A 20105-nucleotide genomic window follows, 5' to 3' on the forward strand; every position below is an offset into this window, starting at 1 on the left:
GATCATGCCTCGTGCTGATTGCGATAGAGCTCATAGGCAAATCTTGCACGAACACCGATATCGAGAAACGGTCTTGGCGGAACAGCCGATGGCGTGCCGAGGCTCAATATATCAGAGATCAGCCCATTATCCTCACCCAATGCCATTTCGGCAGCCAGCCTTCCGCTGATCGTGCCCTTGGCGACACCGACTGCATTCTGACAGACGGCACTCCAGACATTTGGAGCGACCTTGCCGAAACCCGGCGCGCCATTGCGCGAAAGGCAGATATAGCCGGTCCATGTGTGCTCGACATCGACGCCACGAAGCATCGGAAACCGTTCGTCAAAAAGACGCTGGTGATCCTGCCGAACCGAAGCCCGGCGCGCATCCGACTGGCGCATTCCGGGGCTGAACTCAATGTTCTGCCGGATGAGAATACGGCGATCATTGGTATAGCGCATCGTAATGCCTGCAAAGGCGTTGGCAGGTGTTGAGCCCCATGACCCGATATTACCGAAAATACCTTGTTCCTTTTCGGTCAGAGGTCTCGTGAAACTGGCATGGGCTGCAAAATTCAGAAGTCGTCCCTTCCAGAAACCGAAGCGCATCGCAAAGCCGTTAACCGCCACAATCGCTTTCGGAGCGGCAACAGTTCCTTCCGCAGTCCGCAGAAGCACTTTCGAACCGAAATCCGCCTCCAGAACCGGAGACTGTTCAAAGAGTGTCACATTCTCTGGCAATGCGTCGCCCAACCCACGATTGAGCGCAGCCGGATTGATCAGAACCGTACCGGGCGTATAGATCGAGGCCGCGAAATGCGACGTGCCCAGACGTTTCGTCGTTTCTTTGCCATCCAGCCATTCATAGGGCTCATTCAGCGTCTTCAACATCTCGAGCGTCGGCTGCAGAATCTCTTTCGCGCCACGCTCCGACGAAGCCGTATGATATTTGCCGTCCTCACTCCAGTCGCAGTCAATACCATATGTTGTAACGCTATCGCGTAATGAAGCGATGCCTGCCCGTGCCAACCGCAGATAAGCATGCCCCTTCGCCAGTTCCTCCAGAGATGACCCGACATTGTGCGGGAGATCTATGGCAAAACCGGAATTACGCCCGGATGATCCTTCGCCAAGTTGCTGGCCATCCAATATCACAATCTTTGCATCTGGCCGTAGCTCCGCAAGACGACGCGCAGCACCAAGTCCGGCAAATCCGGCACCGATGACAACAAAATCGGCGACAATATCACCGCGCAATGACGGCTTCGGTTGCCGTGCTGGCAGAAGTGCGCTCCAGCCGTTGGTCTTGTCATCTTGGGGAAGTAATCCGATCTTCTTCATGGTCTGCTTTCAAACTGCTGCGCCCAGTCGGACGGATAAAGGCTGTAAAATACCAGCGCGTTCTCGGCTAAATAGGTGAGTTCTGTTCCGGCAGGCAACCAGATCGTATCGAACATGCCCGCCTCCAGCGTTTCATACAGTTTCAATCGATAGCCTGCCTTCGAGCACAAGGATCAGCTCGTCATATTCAAGCGGCAGGCTTCGGCAGTCCAGACGCTCGAACTCCGGCAAGCTTGCTTTCCAAGACAACTCTCGCTCGCTCATTATTAATGATAACCAAATATATATATCTAGCACATTCTTATTTATTATTATTTAAGAAGTCTCTAAATCAACTAAAAATATAGATATAGAAAACTCGGCGCTCATTACAACTTCAGGGCTGTTGCCAATCCATAATCTATACTCAATTAGTGACTTATGAATTGATTGCAATATTTTCGACGAAACTGCTTGTCTTGCAAATTCGTTGAGCGGCAGGAGCAGTATGAAACATTCAACCGGAACAGATTGCACCACCTCATCCGCCAAGCTTACGCAAAGGCGCATAAAGGCATTGGCTCACGGTCTTTCGCAGTACTTGTGCTCGACCGTCTCCTATTCTGCAATTGCGTTGGCTGGAGCGGCGACAATAGCCATTGCCAATCCCGTTTGGGCCGATGATTATCATTATATCGGCACACACTCTCTTATAGACAGATGGGGTAGGCCTGCGTCCTGGGCAGAAGGCAAGATTCCCGGCGGCAGCGACCGGGCCATTATTGCGGGATCTGCAACTGGAATCATCCCCGCTGCAAGCGCTATTGGTTCAATATGGATAACCCAAACCAGCGCCCTGAACACGTTCAATCAGTCTTCAAATGCTGCTACCATTACCATCAATGGGATCGACGGTTTGGGCGTCCAATCAGATGCCGACCAGATGATAAATTTCTTCCGCGGAACAAATGTCGGGGGCAATATATCCATCCGGGCGACCAACGAAGTCGGGGGCGGATTTAGTTTTTATGCTCCTCCTGTCGGGTCAGGTGCCAGGGGCTTTCTTGAGACAAACGGCTATACCGTGACTTTTGATCCAGTCAACACAGCCAACCTAATGAATGTAACCGGAGGTTATGAAATTATTGGTTCGGGAAATCTGGTCAAGACTGGCGCAGGGCTTCTGACTATCGAAGGATACACCAATAATTCGGCATTCACTGACTCGCCCGCGCAGTATTCCGGAAGCACCTGGATCCAACAGGGAACACTGGCTCTGATAGGCACTGCCAGCTTGCGACGTTCCAGCGTTGTTCGTGTCGACGGTGTTTTCGATATTTCTGCGACCGCCGACGGTCAGTATGACCCTTCGGGAATTCCGGGAGGCACCAGCGTGGCCGTCCTGACCGGCAATGGCAGCATCGTGCTCGGCGCACGCAATCTGACCTTGAACGAAGGCGGGAACGACTTTGCCGGACAGATTTCGGGAACCGGAAAGCTCATCTTGCAGCAAGGCACTACCGTTCTTTCCGGAGAAAGCACTTATAGTGGTGGCACAGATATCAACAGCGCCCATCTGTACGTTGGCAATGCCAAGGCATTGGGCAGCGGTGCGGTAAACATGCAAGGCACTGCTGCACTCGGCTTCCTCGTCGATGACTTGGTGATTAAGAATGACATCATTCTTGCAAGCGGCAACACATCGGCAATCGATACCGGCACTTTCAATGAAACGCTCGGCGGTAATATCAGCGGCGACGGTTCCCTCACCAAGCAAGGAGACGGCACCCTGATCGTTGCGGGCGCCAACACTTATACCGGCTCCACGAATGTGCTGGCTGGCACGCTGCGGGCTGGCGCTGCAAACACTTTCAGTGCAGCCAGCGCCGTTGATCTGGCCGCAGGAGCCACACTCGATCTCGGTGGTTATAATCAATCCATCGCCAGTTTTTCAAATGCAGGCACGTTGAAATTTGGCACGAAGCCCGGAACAACATTGACGATTGCCGGAAACTATACTGGCAACGATGGTCTGCTTATCCTGAACACCGATCTTGGAGGCGATGATTCTGCTACGGATAGGCTCGTGGTCACCGGCGACACTTCAGGCAATTCCACAGTCAACGTTAACAATCTCAAAGGCGAAGGTGCGCCGACCGTCGAGGGGATTAAAATTATTGAGATCGGCGGAGTGTCCGACGGCGAATTTTCACTCAAGGGCGATTATGAAATCCAGGGCGAGCAGGCTGTTGTAGCTGGAGCATACGCTTATCAGCTCTACAAGAACGGTAAAACCAATCCGACCGACGGCGACTGGTACCTGCGTTCGGCATTAAAGCCCAAAACGGTCGATCCGGTAACACCGACAAGCCCTTCAAAGCCGCTCTATCAGGCGGGTGCTCCGCTCTATGAAGCTTATCCGCAGGTGCTTCAGGCATTGAACGGCCTGTCTACGCTGCAACAGCGAGTTGGTGATCGCTATTGGGCTACGGACGAGAATGGGGGCACGAGCAACACGACCCGATCGTCGGTATGGGGTCGAATTGAAGGCGCACATAACCGCCTCACGCCCAACTCGACGACGACATTGACATCGTACGACGTCGATACCTACAAAATGCAGGCTGGCCTCGATGGCCAGTTCTTCGACGGCGATAGCGGTAGACTGATCGGCGGATTGACGGCGCAATATGGCAAGGCATCCGCAGACGTCTGGTCAGTATTCGGTGACGGTACCATCGATACCGATGGCTACGGGCTTGGCGCGACACTGACATGGTATGGCGACAATGGCATTTATGTCGACGGTCAGGTTCAGGCCAACTGGTTCGACAGCGATCTTTCTTCTGTGACAGCAGAAAGAGGCATGACCGATGGCAACAAGGGCTTTGGCTATGCGCTGGGCATGGAAACCGGAAAACGGTTTGCCGTTGCCCCTGGCTGGACGCTGACGCCACAAGCGCAACTGATCTATTCGTCGATTGATTTTGACAGCTTTAACGATGGGTTTGGTGCACGCGTATCGCTGAAAGACGGCGACAGCCTCAATGGTCGCCTTGGCCTATCAGCTGACTATCGCAAAAGCTGGCAGGCTGCGAACGGGTTGATTTCCAGCACCAACGTATATGGCATCGCCAATCTCTACTATGAGTTTCTAGATGGCGCTCGTGTCAATCTTGCAGGAACAGCCCTCAGCACCGAGAACGACAGATTCTGGGGCGGCGTCGGCCTTGGCGGCACTTACAGCTGGTCTGGCGGGAAATATTCGCTTTACGGAGAAGGCATGTTGAAGACCAGCCTTGCGCATCCAAGCGATAGCTTCGGCGTAAATGGCACCGTCGGTCTCAAGGTCTCATTCTGACAAGGCGACAACAGGTCGCGTGAGATTAATGCATAAACAGGCGGCGACAGGAAACTTCCTGTCGCCGCCTGTTTATTTTCAAGTTAGTTCGAGCCATCCATAGAGCGGATTTTCCGCGCAGTTGCCTGCAACAGTGTAAAAGCCTCGAAACGCCTGTCATGCCATCTGGCGCGCCCGGCATCCGGTCTGTTCACCTCACCAAGTTCCGACATGGCATGCATCGCAGAGGCAAGGTCAGGATATGCCCCTGACGCCACAGCGCCCAGCATGGCAGAGCCGAGCAGAACCGGCTCTGGCGAGGTGGAGGCGACGATGACAAGGCCGGTTGTGTCGGCAAGCACTTGTCGCACCAGATGCGAACGCGCAGCCCCACCTGAGACGACGATGGTATCGGTCACGATACCTTTTGCCTTTTGTGCCTCGACGATCTGCCGCGCACCATAGCCGAGACCGCACAGACCGGCGAGATAAAGCGCCGTCAGACTATCGATCCCGGCGTCGAGATCGAGCCCGACAATGATCGCACGCGCATCGGGATCAGCGAACGGTGCACGATTACCGAGGAATTCGGGCACGACATGAATGTCACCAACGATCATGGCCGTCTTTTCAACGCCGCCCCTTGCCTCAACTTCAGCAGCAAGACTGTCGGCTAAACCGTTGCCCTGAGCTGCTGCCAGCTTTTCAGCTTCTGCCGCGAAGGGATGCATATGGATCAGGTGATCAATAGCAGCACCTGCTGCTGACTGGCCACCTTCATTGAGCCAGAGACCCGGCACCATTGCCGAATAATACGGGCCCCACACACCGTCCACGAAAACAGGCTGTTCGGTCGTGGTCATGGTGCAGGCCGAAGTGCCGAACACATAGGCCATGCGTGACAATATCTGGCCTTCCGAACCACGCGCTCCAACTGTGCCGATGCCGCCCGCATGAGCGTCGATCAGACCGGCGGCAATTGCAGTACCCGGCTTGAGGCCAAGTTCTGCCGCAGCCTGTTCGCTCAAACCACCGAGGTTTTCGCCACCAGCGCGAACGTCGGTACCGATACGGACGAAATTTTCATCCGCCAGTTCGCCAAGGCCGACTTCACGGAAATAAGCCTCGTCCCAGCGCTTTTCATGGCTGAGATAAGTCCATTTGCAAGTGACCGTGCAGGCTGAACGAGCAAGACTGCCGCAGGATTTCCATGTGAGAAAATCGGTAAGATCGAAAAACTGCCAGGCAGCAGCGAAGGTTTCGGGCTTGTTTTCCTTGAGCCACAACAGCTTCGGCGTCTCCATCTCAGGGGAAATGGTACCGCCAACATAGTCGAGGACCTTAGCCTCGGTCGCATTGATGCGCTCGGCCTGTCCGACAGCACGGTGATCCATCCACACGATGATGTCCCGCGCAGGATCGTTGGATGGACCTACGGCAAGCGGCTTGCCGCCCTCGCCCAGCACAACCAGCGAACAGGTCGCGTCATAGCCGATACCGGCGATATCCGTCGGGTCGACGCCAGCGATCGCGACCGCCTCACGCACGCTTTCGCAAACAGCCTGCCAGATATTGGCACTCGACTGCTCGACAATGCTGCCCGCCTCACGCCAGATGGTGATATCGCGCTTGGCCGAAGCAAGCATGGTGCCGCTCGCGTCGAACAGACCGGCGCGGGCGCTACCGGTGCCGACATCGACGCCCAGATAGTAGCTGGTCATGGTCGCTCCCATTTACAGATCGAGGCTCTGCGGAAGAATGACCAGATCGCGAATGGTGATATTGCGCGGGCGGGTCAGCATGAACATCACCGATTCCGCAACTTCCTTTGGCTCCATCAGGCTGCCTGCGGCCAGTGCTTCATCAAGCTTGGCCTTCGGCCAGTCGCTGATGAGTGCGGTCACAACCGGTCCCGGCAGAACGCCGCCAACGCGGATACCATGCGGGGCGACCTGACGGCGAACCGTATGCACGAAGGCCTGAACGGCGTGTTTGGATGCCGTATAGATCGGCTCCCAGATCACCGGCACAACACCCGCAACGGAACTTGTCATGATGATATCGCCGGTCTTTCGTTCCATCATATGCGGCAGCACGGCATGAATGGTGCGGAAGGCCGCGTTAATGTTGAGGTTCAGCATGCGGTCCCATGCATCCGGGTCGCCTTCCCAAAGAGGTCCGCCAATATAAGCGCCCGCATTGGCATGGAACACGTCGAGCTGGCCCGCCTGTTCGAGTATCTGCGGCATCATCGTGGCGACAGACGCCGGATTGAGCAGATCGATGACCAACGGTTTGGCCTTGTCGCCAAGCTCGGCGCATTTTTCCTTAAGCGCCTTGTCATCACGGTCGACAAGAAACACCGTCATGCCCGCTTCGATCATGTGCTTTGCACATTCGAAGCCGATGCCAGAGGCAGCACCAGTAACGGCGCCAACTTTTCCGTTGAGATCCTGAGCCATTTTTCAGTCCTTGAAGGTTTAGGCGCGGCCGTGCGACTGGCGCGAGCGGCGGGCGAGAGAATCGACGATCACCGCAATTGCAAGCACTGCACCTGTGATCATGTAACGAAGCGAAGATGACAGATCGAGCAGCGTCAGACCGCTGGCAATCGACTGGATGACAATGATACCCAGCAGAGCCGACCAGGCGCTGCCACGTCCGCCGAAGAGGCTGGTACCACCAATGACAGCCGCCGCAATGGCGTTGAGGTTAACGTCACCGGTGCCGGCCTGCTGGCTGGATGAGGCAAGACGCGAAGCGGCCAAGATGCCACCTGCTGCGGCCAAGACCGAACAAGTTACGAAGGCCGATATGTAGATGAAGTTCACATTGATACCGGCACGGCGCGCTGCTTCACGATTGCCGCCAACCGCCTGCATGGCACGCCCCCACTGGGTGCGGGTAAGTGCATAATTCATCGCAATGACTAGCGCCACGAACAGGCCGAACATCCACGGCACACCGCGCGACTGGTTGAGATAAAATACCGCGCCACCGACAATGACCGTGATGACGATAGCCTTGAACGCAATTCCAACCGACGAAGGCGCCGACAGACCGGCTTCGCGGCGACGCTGTGCAGAACGGAACCCGGTGAAGAAGATGGCAAGTCCGGCAATCAGCACCAATGCGTAGGACACAGGGCGCGGCATAACCAGAAGCTGGCCGAAGCTCACGAGCCAGGAGCCGTAAGGCAGATTGATTGAGCCGGTATTACCGAGCAGATAAAGCTGGAGACCGAGCGCGGCCAGCAGACCGGCCAGCGTGGAAACGAAGCTCGGCATGCTGAAGCGGTTATAGAGGAATGCGTAAAGCAGGCCGATCAGCGCGCCAGTGCACAGTGCCGCCAGCATTGCAAAGCCGACGGGCCAGCCATGATTGACCCAGAGCACACCGACGATGGCCGATGCCAGACCGCTAACCGAACCGACCGAAAGATCGATCTCGCCCAGCATCAGGATGCAGACGATACCGAGCGAAATCACGCCGATGGTCGAGCAATCAAACAGCAGATTGACAAGGTTGTTGCTCGACAGGAAGACCGGGTTCAACGTCTGGAAAACAGTCCAGATGATGACGAGTCCGATGATAACCGGCAGTGATCCGAGGTCGCCTGAACGCACACGATCAAAGAAACTGCGCAGCGCGCCTGAAACGCCTTCATCATGGCGCACGCGTGTATCCTGACGGTCGAGAGGGGTATTTCCGCTTGCCTGATTCATTATGCTTCTCCCCGATCATGGGTCTGATCGGCTTCATGCTGCGCCTGACGCCGTTCGGCACGACGGGAAACGGAATTGCTGCTCGCGCCGGTGATGGCCGCGACCAGTTCCTCATTCGAGGAATCCGGGTAGAAAACGCCGTTGTTGCGGCCAAGGCGCAACACCACGATGCGATCAGCAACTGCGCGCACATCTTCCATATTGTGGCTGATCATCAAGACACCGAGCCCACGGTCGCGAACACGCTCGATAAGATCGAGAACCTCGGCCGTCTGTGCTACGCCCAGTGCCGCCGTTGGTTCGTCAAGCATGATGAGCTTCGGATCGAGCAGCAGCGAGCGCGAGATCGCAACCGTCTGGCGCTGACCACCCGACAGGGACGCGACCGGCTCGCGTACGCTCGGGATACGGGCGGAAAGCTCGTTCAGAAGCTTCCACGCCTTGATCTCCATGGACACTTCATCAAGGCGATAGGGGCTCATTTCGCGGCCAAGGAAAATATTGGCAACAACGTCGAGATTCTCGCAAAGCGCCAGATCCTGAAAGACCGTCGCAATGCCGAGATCGAGCGCAATGCCCGGCGACGAAAGCACAACCTTCTCGCCATTGAATTCGATGGTGCCGGATGTCGGCTGATGGACGCCTGCCAGCGTCTTGATAAGGGTAGACTTTCCCGCGCCGTTATCGCCGACAAGAGCGACAACTTCGCCCGGAAAGACTTCCAGATCGATATCTGTCAGCGCTGAAACGGCGCCGAAATTCTTGGATATTCCGCTTAGACGCAGCACTGGCTGCCGCGACGATATAGCGGCATTGTGATCTTGGGACATGTTCGCTTTTCCCTGGGTGTCGCAGTTTTCCCCAACATCCACCGCGCATATTAACACGCGCGGGGAAAGAAAGCGTCCGGCCCAAGCCGGACGCCATGGTTGGGTTACTTCGTGATACCGAGCTTCTTGCAGCCTTCGGCGTAACGGTCGACGCACAGCGTTTCAGCTGAAACGATGTTCTTGTCGATGATCTCCGCCTTGAGGTTTTCAGCCGTTACAACCACCGGAACGAAAAGCTTCGACGGCGTATTGTAGAGCGTAGCTTCAGCCTTCGGGGTCTCACCGTTCAGAAGCTGACCTGCGACGCGGGCGGCTTCTGCTGCAACGATTTCAGACGGCTTGTTGATCGTGTTGTACTGATCGCCCGAAATGATGAGCTGAAGTGCGGCAATCGTCGCATCGTTGCCGGTAACAGGTGGAAGCGGATCAATGCCAGCCGCTTTCATAGCTGCAATCGCACCGCCTGCAGTGCCATCATTGGCAGCGACCACACCGACGATCTGGTCGTTGAAGCGGGTGATCTGGCCGCTCGCCCACTGCTGAGCCTTGCTCGGCGCCCATTCCGGCGTGTCATATTCGGCAAGCGTCTTGTAACCGCTATCCTTCAGGCCGGCATGAATACCGTTCTTGATGAGACCGGCTGCAGCATCGGTCGGCGAACCGTTGATCTGCAGAACGCCGCCCTTATCACCCGCAACGCCTTTGTCCTTCAGATGCTTGACCAGTGATTCCGCAATCGACTTGCCGATAGCTTCATTGTCGAACGACACATAGAAATCGGAGGTCGCATCCGGGATCGGACGGTCATAGGCGATGACCTTGATATCCTGCGACTGGGCGAGTTTGACCAGCGAAGCTGCCGCCGCCGTATCGACCGCGTCGAGCACGATCACCTTCGCACCCTGTGAAATGACCGAGTTGAACTGCTGCTGCTGCTTGCTCGCATCGCCATCGGCATTGAGATAAAGCACCTTACAGCTTTCACAGATTTTCTTCATCTCTGCGGCGAAGCCCGGATAGTCGCGCTCCTCATAGCGTGTCGATGCCTGGTCTGGCATCAAAAAGCCGACCACTGCATCCTTCACTTCTGCCTGCGCATTGCCCGCGAACGACGACAGCACCACTGCAGCAAAAGCTGCTTTACCAAGTATATTCTTCATGTCTCACTCCCATTGGGTTTTAATTTTGTATTTTACGTAAACTTGCAGACAAATTTTATCTCGCTATTCCACCCCATATGTTCTCCCTATAGCGACCTCCGGCTCCCTGAGACTCCTGTATTCCGGCGCCGTCTTGCTTTGCGGCACGACAATCAAATCGAACAATACTCACAGGGCTTGTCACGCATGAAGGGAAGCCTTTTTCCCGGCCTCGGCATGTGTGCACCGCTCCTCTCGGCATATAATCAAGTTGCACCATCGATAGTGCAGCATAACCATCGCTCAACATCTGGCATCTGGTCAAGGGGAAAAATGACAGAGGAATGGATTGGATTACGTCTTCCCCTACTTGCAGCGAATGCTATCGGACCGCTAAGATCGAGGGCCAATCCAGACGAAAAGCAGTCCTAATGAACATTCCCCGCAAAGTAACCATATATGATATATCGGAGCGAGCCGGTGTATCCGCATCTACGGTTGCTTCCGTTATGAATGGCTCATGGGAAAATCGGAGAATTACAAAAGCAACAGCTGACAGAGTACGAGTAATAGCGAGTGAACTTGGCTATACCACCAACCTTCAAGCACGCGGGTTACGCATATCCAATTCGGGTTTGATCGGCATGATCTTGCCGATGCTGGACAACCGTTACTTCAGCTCCATGGCCGCGTCGTTTGAGACGGTAGCACGCTCACGGAATCTTATTCCCGTCGTAGCCAGCACATTGCGCGATCCACAACAGGAACGCAGCACTGTGGAAACATTGATTGCCCACAATGTCGACGCTTTGCTGATCGCGGGCGCAACCGATCCGGACAGTGTCGCCGAACTCTGCGAAAAGGCTCATCTGAAACATATAAATGTGGACCTTCCCGGGAAGCACGGTGCATCCGTAATCAGTGACAATTATGAAGGCGCCCGCGTGCTGACGCAACAGATTGCCAGTCGCAGGTCACATCGAAAGGAAAACAGCTTCTACTTCATCGGTGGCGTGGATAGTGACCACAACACGCGTGCACGCGTGCTCGGCTATCAAGATGAGCTAGCTGCACTGAACATCGCCATTCATGCCGACACCATCGTCACGAATGGATATGGTCCCGATACCGCCGCAGTGACGATCCGGGACATTTATGGCAAGTTGAATGGATTGCCAGAGGCATTGTTCGTTAATTCGACGAGTCCCTTTGAGGGCGTCGTCAGTTTTCTCAAGACACTGCCGGTTGACGAGGTTCGGGAGTGCTCCATCGGATGTTTCGACTGGGATCCCTTCATCGAAGTTCTCCACTTCCCGGTTGTGATGGTCCGGCAAAATGTTCAAGCAATGATCGAACGCGCCTTTAAGCTTCTGGACGAACCAGTTCAAACAACCGACCTACCGGAAATGATACCGACGGAACTGATCATCCCACGTGATATCTGATTTTCGTCGAGCGGAAAGAGTAGAAAGCTTTTTCCCATATATCCGGCAGCGGAACCGTCATCGAGAGAAATCACTCTACAACAGGCACCGATTAGATCGTACATGAAATAGCATCAAACATCGCTTGCCAGAATCAGACGGTTCCGGCCCAACGGATTATGGGTTTTATTGACGCCAACAACTCGGACAGACGTTCGAAACCTAAGATCATTTGAATTCACCTGCAAAGCCTTGGCCTTGGCTCGAGCCACAGTAGCAACAGTTGACTGTCACAACGTCCCACACGCACCAGAAAATGAAAGAAGCCCCGAAGGGCTTCTTCATTGGCTATCTTTTCACAACGGCTACCATCGTATTGTGAACCCTATATTCCCCTTGACGGCATAGCTGTCGGTTGAGTGGTTGAGGGACGTGTTGATGGAGCCCTGGCCGTAGATTGCATATTTGCTGTCGGCCCATGCATAGGTGCCGCCGGCGCCGATGCCGGCCCAGGTTTTGTCATTGTCGGTATCGACGTTGACACCAGCCACATTGATGCGGGTGCCGCCGAGGAACTCCTGATAGACATTGGCGATGCCATAGACCGATGTGTTGACCATGCGGCCGTCATCCCCCTGCCAGCTGTCCTGATAGTTGGCGGCAAGGCCGAAACGCGCCGTCAGGCTGTCGCCATCCTGCATGTGCACACGATTGCCCCAGATGTCGTGGAACGCATCCGCATCGAGTGATGACCACATCAGCTGCGCCTGTGGCGTCAGCGACCAATGTTCGTCGAGCGCAATCCGCTGCCCCACCTCGGCACTCAGCGCATAGCCGAATGCCTTTGCGCCATCGGCCAGCCCGCTATTGGCCGTATCGGAGTTGAGATCATTGTCGAACCATGTCAGCTGGCCCTGCGTATCGACATAGAAGCCGTCATTGCCATACCAGGTTGCGGTCGCGCCAAGGCTCCAGGCGCTGGTGTCGGTATAACCGTCACCGAAGAACGAGCTGGAATTGCCATGTGCCGTACCATATTGCCCGGTGATCCCGGCAATCAGCTTCCCGTTGGCATCCTCATAGAACTGCCCGTCGACACCGGTCTGCATGATGAAGCTGTTGATATCCTGCTTCATGCCGGTCGCGCTGTGCGGCTCAAGCCGGTTATGCGCGCCCTCGATGCGCGCCCAGATCCCGCGGCTGTCGACAGTGCTGCTGCCTGTATTGCTCGCGTCGTTGTCGTTCCCGCTCGTCAGATAGCGATTGCCGACACGTTCCTGCAGCGTGGGCAGTTTGTTGAGCACCTGCATGTTCTGCGCATAGCCCTGATAGACCGGAACACCGGCACTATAGCGCGGGTTGTCCGGATCGACCGGGCAGGTATTGGTCTGCTGGCAATCGGGGGCCGGCGGTTCCTGTGTCGTCTGGCTGGTCAGATACCAGTTGCCGTCCTTGTTGCCGCTGCCCGCCCCCTGTTGCAGCGTATAGGCATAGGCCCCACCGACAACCGCCTTCTGACCGTCCTTGGTGGTGTAGTCGCTGACAAGCGAGAAGGTTCCGTTCGACTGACCGGCAACCTCGACCACTTCGATGCCGTTGACAGTCTGTGCCCCCAGTCCGCCGCGATTGTTGACCTTCAGATTAGTCGTGCCGGATGTGTCACCACCCACCTTCAGGCGATCGGTTTTGGAACTGTCGTCGCCGAGCACCGTATTGATGACGACCGTGCCACCGGTGCCGGTATAGTTGCCGGTCACGCTCAGTGTCGTACCTGCCGTCTGCTGTGTTCCCATCGTGATGAGACCGCCATTCGACAGCGCGGCCAGCGTGGTATCGAAACCGCCAAGATCGAGCGTCCCGTCTGTACCGACAGTGTAGCCCGACGATGCATTGTTGAAGACACCGGCTGCGCCCTGCTTCAGCGTGCCGCCATCGACATTGGTCGCACCGGTATAGGTGCCGGCCGTATTGAGGGTCAGGGTACCAGTGCCACTTTTGGTCAAATCGCCAGCACCAGAGATTACACCGGAGAACTTGCTGTCGAAGCTTTGTTCGACCGTCAGCTTGCCCGATCCAAGTGCAATATCGCCATCGCCCGTCGTGCCGCTCGCGTCGAAGGCCGCAAGACCGCCGACCGTCGTGTCGAAGCCGTCGAGATCGGCCGTTGCACCCGCCTTGACCTTCAAGGTGCCTGTACCGAAGGCATGGCCAGCGACACCTGCCTTGACCCCGCCATTCTCAACCGTCAGACCGCCCGAGAAGGTGTTGTCGCCGGTAAACGTCGTTGTGCCTGTGCCTTTCTGGACCACACCACCCTTGCCATCACCGGTGATGTTGCCGTCAAACTCCGTATCATCGCTCCGGTTGAAGGCCAGCGTGCCGTCACCATAGGCGCTGCTCGAAACCGCAACGTCACCCTTGATGCTGCCCGTATTGCCACCGTCACCGATCTGCAGGACACCGCCTGTCACCGTCGTCCCGCCGCTATAACTGTTCGCACCCGTCAGAACCAAGGTGCCGTAGTCGGTTTTGCGCAAACCGCCCGTTCCCTGCAGTTCGGCACTGATCGTTGCCGTGATATTCGAATCCGCCTTGCCGTCGCCGACGCGAATGATTGGCGCAGTGCCCGGCGCACCGTTATCGAGCATCAGCGCATCGCCCGTCAGCACATAGCCATCGGTTGCAAAATTAAGACCGGATGCCGTCACCGTTCCGTTCTGATTATTGATTGTGACCGTACCGGCATTACCGCCGAACACGGCAAATGAACCATTATCCCAGCGACCGTTAAAGAGCTGCCCCTGTTGGGAGCCCTTGTCGTCCTCGGTCCAGTTGTCATTGCTGACATCCCAGGTACCGCTGCCGCCGACGATCTTGCTGTTCTGGTTGTTCTGGCTGCGGTCACCTTCCGCATTCCAGAACGTCACCTCGACACCGTTCTGATTGACCAGATTGACCTGATGTTCGTAATCCGTCTGAATCCACATTCCAGATGCGTCAGAGTTCTGGGGGACAGTGCCGATGGTCATCCCGTTGTCCGTCAGGGTGCCGCCATAATCAAAGATGCGGTACACCCCGGCGCCAAAGCCGCCAACATCCTCGGTCACATTCAGTGTACCACCAAGCGTCAGATCTCCCTTGACGTCGAACAGCGCGCTTCCGGTTGGCGTGCCGAGCGCGATATTCGTCATGCTACCGTTCGCAAGCGTCAGATTACCGTTCATTGTCAGCGTATTATTATCCAGCCCGACAAGTGTTGCACCACTATCGATTGTCGTATTTCCATCGATAGTACCGGTTCCCCTGAGCGTTGCCCCGGTCTGAACCGCCAGATCGCCCCCGAGCGTGCCATCCACGCGCACCGTGCCGGTCTGAACTGTGCCTGTGCCCGCAAAGGCGCTTTCGTCACCGCCAAAAATCAGGTCGCCGGTCCCGGTCTTGGTCCAGGTTCCGGTTCCCGTGAGTGCACCTTCAAGTGTCAGATCGGCATCCGTCTGGAACGTGCCGCCGCCATTGCCGATCTCGATGGCCCGTGATTGCGTCGAGAAGGCTGCCGTGTTCTCGAATATGCCGCCATCCAGCGTCAGCTTGCCAGACTGGTCCCCGAGTACACCATTCGATGCCACGGCCAGCGTGCCGCTCTTGACAGAGGTTCCACCCGTATAATCATTCGCGCCTGTAAGCGTCAGCGTATCGGTGCCGATTTGTTCGACACTGCCGGTACCGGAGATTTTATCATCGAACGCATAGGCATCGGAACGGTTGAAAGCCAGAATGCCGTTATTGGTCACATCGCCTTCGATCGTGCCGGACGTTCCGCCATTACCGATCTGCAAAGTTCCCTTCGAAATCGTGGTGCCGCCGTCATAGTCATTGTTATAGGTCAGGATCAGCGTACCGTCGCCCGTCTTGGTGAGACCATCGCTACCCAGGATGACGCCGCTGGCAATGACTGTATGGCCGTTCGTGTCGAGCTGGCTTTGCGCTGTATTCAGCTCGATTGTGTGTGTGAAAGTGTTTGCGCCCGTAAAGTCCGCGCCGAACTTCAAGACCGCGTTCCCGGTAGCGCCTCCGGCGACATCCTCGGGGTCCGCTCCGACCGCTACGACGCTTTCGGCAAGCCCCAGATTGTCATCTTGCGCGACGACAAGAGTTCCAGACCTGACATACGTTCCGCCGCTATAGCTGTTGTTACCCGAGAGTGTGATTTCACCACTGCCTGTAATACTGACGACTCCCGTGCCGGTGATCGTATTGTCAACCGTCACAGTACCGGAACGGTCGACAGCAAGAAGCCCTCTGTTGATGCCGTCTATGCCCGTGTCGATATCGCCCAGAACGCTTCCGCTCGTGCCGCCATCTCCAAGCTGCAGAGTACCGCCCAGAATGTCAGTGCCGCCGGTATATTGATTATCAGCCGTCAGGACCAACCGCCCCGCATAAGTCTTGCGCATTCCATCAGTGCCAACCAGCTTGGCCGAGATCGTGGCTTTCATATCGCCGTCATTCGTGCCGCCGCCAACGCGAATGATCGGTGCTCCCGACAGATTGGAGGCAGGCGACACCAGGGTGAGATCACCGCCGGTCACCTCATAGCCGTCGGTCTGGAACTGCATGCCCGAAGCTTTGACTGCACCGGCGCTATTGTCGATCGTTACCGTACCTTTGGCCCCTGTGAAGATCGCAAAGCCGGAATCGTCCCATGGACCGTTGAGAAGATAGTTATGATCGGTCCAGCTTTTGTTGCTGGCCTCGTTCGTCCAGGTGCCGTCACCGCCGTTTGGCACACCGTCGCCCTGGTTGGCAGCATCGTCGCCATCCCAGAACGTCAGTTCACCCCCGTTGGTATTGACGATATTGATCTTGCCCGGCTGGTTTGTCTGCACGCTCACCTTGGCAGCATCCTGACCGGACGGCAGGGTTCCTACAGAAAGCGTATTGTCTGTCAGGTTTCCGGAATAGTCGAAGACCGTGTAGATACCCGGCCCATCGTCGCCGAAAGTGCCGACATTGATTGTGCCGCCCAGCGTCAGGTCGCCCTTGACATTGAACAGCCCCGTCTGGCTGGCGCCGCCGAATGAGGCCTCGATGGTGCTGTTATTGGCGAGGCTGAGGTTCTTGTCGAAAGTCAGGACCTGACCGGCCTGACCGACCAGTGAAGCACCGTCGGCAACCGTCACATTGCCACCAATGGTTCCGGCTCCGCCAAAGCTGGCGCCGCTGGCGACACTCACGGTTCCGCCGAGCGAACCGTCAACAAGAAGCGTGCCCGCCGCAACGGAGGTACTACCACCGAAAGCGCTGCTGTCACCACTCAATGTCACGCTGCCTGCACCATTCTGCTGAACAATGCCCGTGCCGCTGATGACACCGGAGAAGTCGAGCGTGTTGCTGCGATTGAACGCCAGCGTGCCGTTATTGTCCACATTGCCGGCAATGCTGCCGGTGGTGCTGCCATTGCCGATCTGCAGCGTGCCCGCCGAAATCGTGGTGCCGCCCGTATAGGTGTTTGTCCCTGTCAGCGTCAGCGTGCCGCTGCCATCCTGATGCAGTGCCCCGGCGCCCTTGATCACGTCACTATATGTATATGCATCGCTGCGCTTGAAGGTGAGCGTGGCCCCCGAGGCGATATCGACTGTGCCTGTGATACTGCCCGTCGTGCTGCCATTGCCGATCTGCAACGTGCCTTTCGAGACCGTCGTCGTGCCGCTGTAGCTATTCGCGCCTGACAGGACCAGTATGCCGTCGCCGTCCTTGGTCAGCTTGCCAGCACCGCTGATGACACCGGAAAAATCGTTGCTCTTGGCCGCCGTTGTCTCGATCGTGCCGCCACCCACGCCGAGCGTTACCGCGCGCGCGCTGTCGAAACTGTCGGTCAGCAGAAGCGTGCCGCCGTTAAACGAAAGCGCACCAGCCGTCGCGCCAAGATTCTCATCCGCACCGACAGACAGGACACCGCCATTGACCGCCGTCCCGCCCGTATAGCTGTTGACGCCTGAAAGTGCCAGCGTGCCGGCGCCGGTCTTGGTCAGCTTGCCCGCACCGCTGATCACACCGGAAAAACCGTTGCTCTTGGCCGCCGTTGTCTCGATCGTACCGCCACTCCCGCCGAGCGTCACCGCGCGGCTGTTGTCGAAACTGTCGGTCAGGTGCAGCGTGCCGCCACCAAACGAAAGCGCGCCGGTCGCAGCCCCGAGATTGGCATCCGCACCGACAGACAGGACACCGCCATTGACCGCCGTCCCGCCTGTATAACTATTGACGCCCGAAAGCGTCAGCGTGCCCGCGCCCGTCTTGGTCAGCTGGCCCGCACCGCCGATCACACCGGAAAAACCGTTGCTGTGAAGCAGACTGGTCTGGATCGTGCCGCCACCGGCATCGAGCGTCACCACGCGACTGTTGTCGAAGCTGCCCGTCAGCTGCAGCAATCCGCCGTTAAACGAAAGCGCGCCGGTCGCAGCCCCAAGATTCTCATCCGCGCCCACCGAGACAACACCACCGTTGATGACCGTCCCGCCCGTATACGTATTGACACCCGAAAGCGTCAGCGTGCCCGCGCCAGACTTCGTCAGCTGGCCCTTGTAGTCGGGGTCATCGCCATTATGAATAACACCGCTCAAAGTGCCATTGAACCCATTGGTATCGATCATTGCGGCTGCGTTAAGACGCAATTCCCGCGCGGACGAAAAGCCGGAACCGCTAAGCTGCAGACCGCCGCCGTCAAACTCGATAACACCTGCCTTGTCGCCAAGATTCTCATCCTTGCTGACAATCAGCGTGCCCTTTACAAGGCCGACGCCACCCGAAAAGGTGTTGTTGCCTGAAAGTGTCAGCGTACCTTCCCCGTCCTTGGCCAACATACCCGTACCATCAATCGCGCCCTTGAAGATCACATCATGGCCGTTGGTGTCGACCCAGCCGCTATCACTGGCCAGATGAATTTTGCGATTTGTGGAAAACTGGTCGGCCAATCGCAACGTAGAATATGAATATAATGTCAGGTCCCCACTGGCATCACCCAGATTCTCATCGCTGCTGATCACCAGCAATGAACTATCCGCTACAACAGTACCCCCTTTATATGTATTCTGACCTGTAAGGGTTACTGCCGTGTAGTAATTCAACGTTTCAATTGTCAACGCACCATTCCCATCAACTACGCCGGAGAATGATGCGGCTCCGCCAGTGTTATGGATTGTAGCATCTGCAGTGAGATGCATCTTGCGTGCGGAGGAGAAAGTTCCGTCGGTTTCCAGCGTGCCGCCATTGAGCGTCACCGCGCCAGTTGCAGCACCCAGATTGGCATCGCTTGTGACCTTCAGAACACCGTCATTGATAAAGGTCCCGCCCGTATAGCTGTTGGTGCCCGAAAGCTTCAGCGATCCCGCACCGGTCTTGGTCAGGCTGCCCGCGCCGCTCATCACCCCTGAAAACGTGCTGTTCGTGCTGGTATTCGTCTCGATGGAGCCGCCACCCGCGCCCAACGCAACCGTACCGCCGAAACTGACATCGGCGGTCAGCTGCAAGGCACCACCGTTGAAGCCAAGCGGACCCGTGCCGAGTGCGCTCATGCCGCCAACGGCAAGCGTGCCCGCATTGATATCCGTGCCGCCGGAATAAGTGTTGGCACCTGAAAGCGTCAGCGTGCCAGCGCCCGTCTTGGTCAGCTTGCCGGTGCCGCTCAGCTTGCCGCTGAAACTATGGCTTGCACCCGTGGCCACATCAATCGTGCCGCCGCCAGCATTCAGCGTCGCAGCCAGGGTCAAGTCGCCGCCCAGACCAAGCGCGCCGCCATCAAATGTCAAAGCACCCGTACCAAGATTGCTGTCACTGCTGACGATCAAAGTACCCGCATTGAGCGACGTGCCGCCGGAATAAGTGTTGGTGCCCGAAAGCGTCAGCGTGCCATCACCGGTCTTGGTCAACCCGCCAGTGCCGGACATGACACCGGAATAGGTGTGGCTTGCACCCGTAGCCACATCAATGGTGCCACCGCCTGCATTCAAGGTTGCCGCGCGTGTCAGGTCCCCTGCCAGCCCGAGTGTGCCGCCGTTAAATGTCAAAGCGCCTGTACCAAGATTGCTGTCGCTGCTGACAATCAATGTGCCCGCGTTAAGTGACGTGCCGCCGGAATAGGTGTTGGTGCCCGAAAGCGTCAGCGTGCCAGCGCCGGTCTTGTTCAATCCGCCCGTACCAGACAAAACACCGGAATAGGTGTGGCTTGCACCGGTGGCCACATCAAGCCCGCCGCCGCCCGCGTTCAGCGTCGCAGCACGCGTCAAGTCTCCGGCCAGTCCGAGCGTACCGCCGTCAAATGTCACACCACCAGTCGGATCGCCGAGATTA

9 protein-coding genes are annotated in these 20105 nt (G+C 56.8%); 2 read left to right on the forward strand and 7 right to left on the reverse strand.

Annotated elements, in window-relative coordinates; genetic code table 11:
- Window positions 1-2: 2 nt before the first annotated feature.
- Entirely contained in the window at window positions 3-1322 is a 1320-nt protein-coding gene (locus OHI65_RS03705) for an NAD(P)/FAD-dependent oxidoreductase (RefSeq protein ID WP_125300850.1), read from the reverse strand.
- Window positions 1323-2418: 1096 nt separating this feature from the next.
- Between OHI65_RS03705 and OHI65_RS03710 the strand changes: the two genes are divergently transcribed.
- Entirely contained in the window at window positions 2419-4662 is a 2244-nt protein-coding gene (locus OHI65_RS03710; protein ID WP_185757990.1) for an autotransporter outer membrane beta-barrel domain-containing protein, read from the forward strand.
- Window positions 4663-4745: 83 nt separating this feature from the next.
- Here OHI65_RS03710 and OHI65_RS03715 read toward each other — a convergent pair whose 3' ends face one another.
- From OHI65_RS03715 to OHI65_RS03735, 5 genes are all read right to left on the reverse strand, one after another.
- Window positions 4746-6362 carry an FGGY-family carbohydrate kinase gene (locus OHI65_RS03715; RefSeq protein WP_125300852.1) on the reverse strand — a complete coding sequence of 539 codons (1617 nt, stop codon included), beginning with the start codon at window positions 6360-6362 and terminating at the stop codon, window positions 4746-4748.
- Between the two features lie 12 nt (window positions 6363-6374).
- Entirely contained in the window at window positions 6375-7103 is a 729-nt protein-coding gene (locus OHI65_RS03720) for an SDR family oxidoreductase (RefSeq protein ID WP_011982565.1), read from the reverse strand.
- Window positions 7104-7121: 18 nt separating this feature from the next.
- Window positions 7122-8366, reverse strand: a complete 1245-nt coding sequence (locus tag OHI65_RS03725) for a sugar ABC transporter permease (RefSeq protein ID WP_125300853.1) — start codon at window positions 8364-8366, stop codon at window positions 7122-7124.
- Window positions 8366-9196 (reverse strand): ATP-binding cassette domain-containing protein, encoded by an 831-nt coding sequence (locus tag OHI65_RS03730; RefSeq protein WP_125300854.1) that lies wholly within the window; start codon window positions 9194-9196, stop codon window positions 8366-8368. Before OHI65_RS03730 ends, OHI65_RS03725 begins: the two co-directional genes overlap by 1 nt.
- Before the next feature lie 104 nt (window positions 9197-9300).
- Window positions 9301-10356, reverse strand: a complete 1056-nt coding sequence (locus OHI65_RS03735; protein WP_125300855.1) for a sugar ABC transporter substrate-binding protein — start codon at window positions 10354-10356, stop codon at window positions 9301-9303.
- Window positions 10357-10766: 410 nt separating this feature from the next.
- On the opposite strand from OHI65_RS03735, the gene OHI65_RS03740 reads away from it, so the two are divergent.
- On the forward strand, window positions 10767-11780 hold the full coding sequence (locus tag OHI65_RS03740; protein WP_040128491.1) for a substrate-binding domain-containing protein: 1014 nt from the start codon (window positions 10767-10769) through the stop codon (window positions 11778-11780).
- A gap of 344 nt (window positions 11781-12124) precedes the next feature.
- Here the strand turns inward: OHI65_RS03740 and OHI65_RS03745 are convergent, their stop codons facing one another.
- On the reverse strand, window positions 12125-20080 hold the full coding sequence (locus tag OHI65_RS03745) for an autotransporter-associated beta strand repeat-containing protein (protein WP_264358744.1): 7956 nt from the start codon (window positions 20078-20080) through the stop codon (window positions 12125-12127).
- Window positions 20081-20105: the final 25 nt, after the last annotated feature.

Source organism: Brucella sp. MAB-22, from assembly GCF_025908475.1.
Classification (GTDB): Bacteria; Pseudomonadota; Alphaproteobacteria; order Rhizobiales; family Rhizobiaceae; genus Brucella; species Brucella anthropi.

What these genes read in the sequence shown, in the direction of transcription:
- OHI65_RS03705 (WP_125300850.1), bottom strand. Translation starts at nt 1,322, where the DNA reads ATGAAGAAGATCGGATTACTTCCCCAAGATGACAAGACCAACGGCTGG.
- OHI65_RS03735 (WP_125300855.1), bottom strand. Translation starts at nt 10,356, where the DNA reads ATGAAGAATATACTTGGTAAAGCAGCTTTTGCTGCAGTGGTGCTGTCG.
- OHI65_RS03725 (WP_125300853.1), bottom strand. Translation starts at nt 8,366, where the DNA reads ATGAATCAGGCAAGCGGAAATACCCCTCTCGACCGTCAGGATACACGC.
- OHI65_RS03740 (WP_040128491.1), top strand. Translation starts at nt 10,767, where the DNA reads ATGAACATTCCCCGCAAAGTAACCATATATGATATATCGGAGCGAGCC.
- OHI65_RS03730 (WP_125300854.1), bottom strand. Translation starts at nt 9,196, where the DNA reads ATGTCCCAAGATCACAATGCCGCTATATCGTCGCGGCAGCCAGTGCTG.
- OHI65_RS03720 (WP_011982565.1), bottom strand. Translation starts at nt 7,103, where the DNA reads ATGGCTCAGGATCTCAACGGAAAAGTTGGCGCCGTTACTGGTGCTGCC.
- OHI65_RS03710 (WP_185757990.1), top strand. Translation starts at nt 2,419, where the DNA reads ATGAATGTAACCGGAGGTTATGAAATTATTGGTTCGGGAAATCTGGTC.
- OHI65_RS03715 (WP_125300852.1), bottom strand. Translation starts at nt 6,362, where the DNA reads ATGACCAGCTACTATCTGGGCGTCGATGTCGGCACCGGTAGCGCCCGC.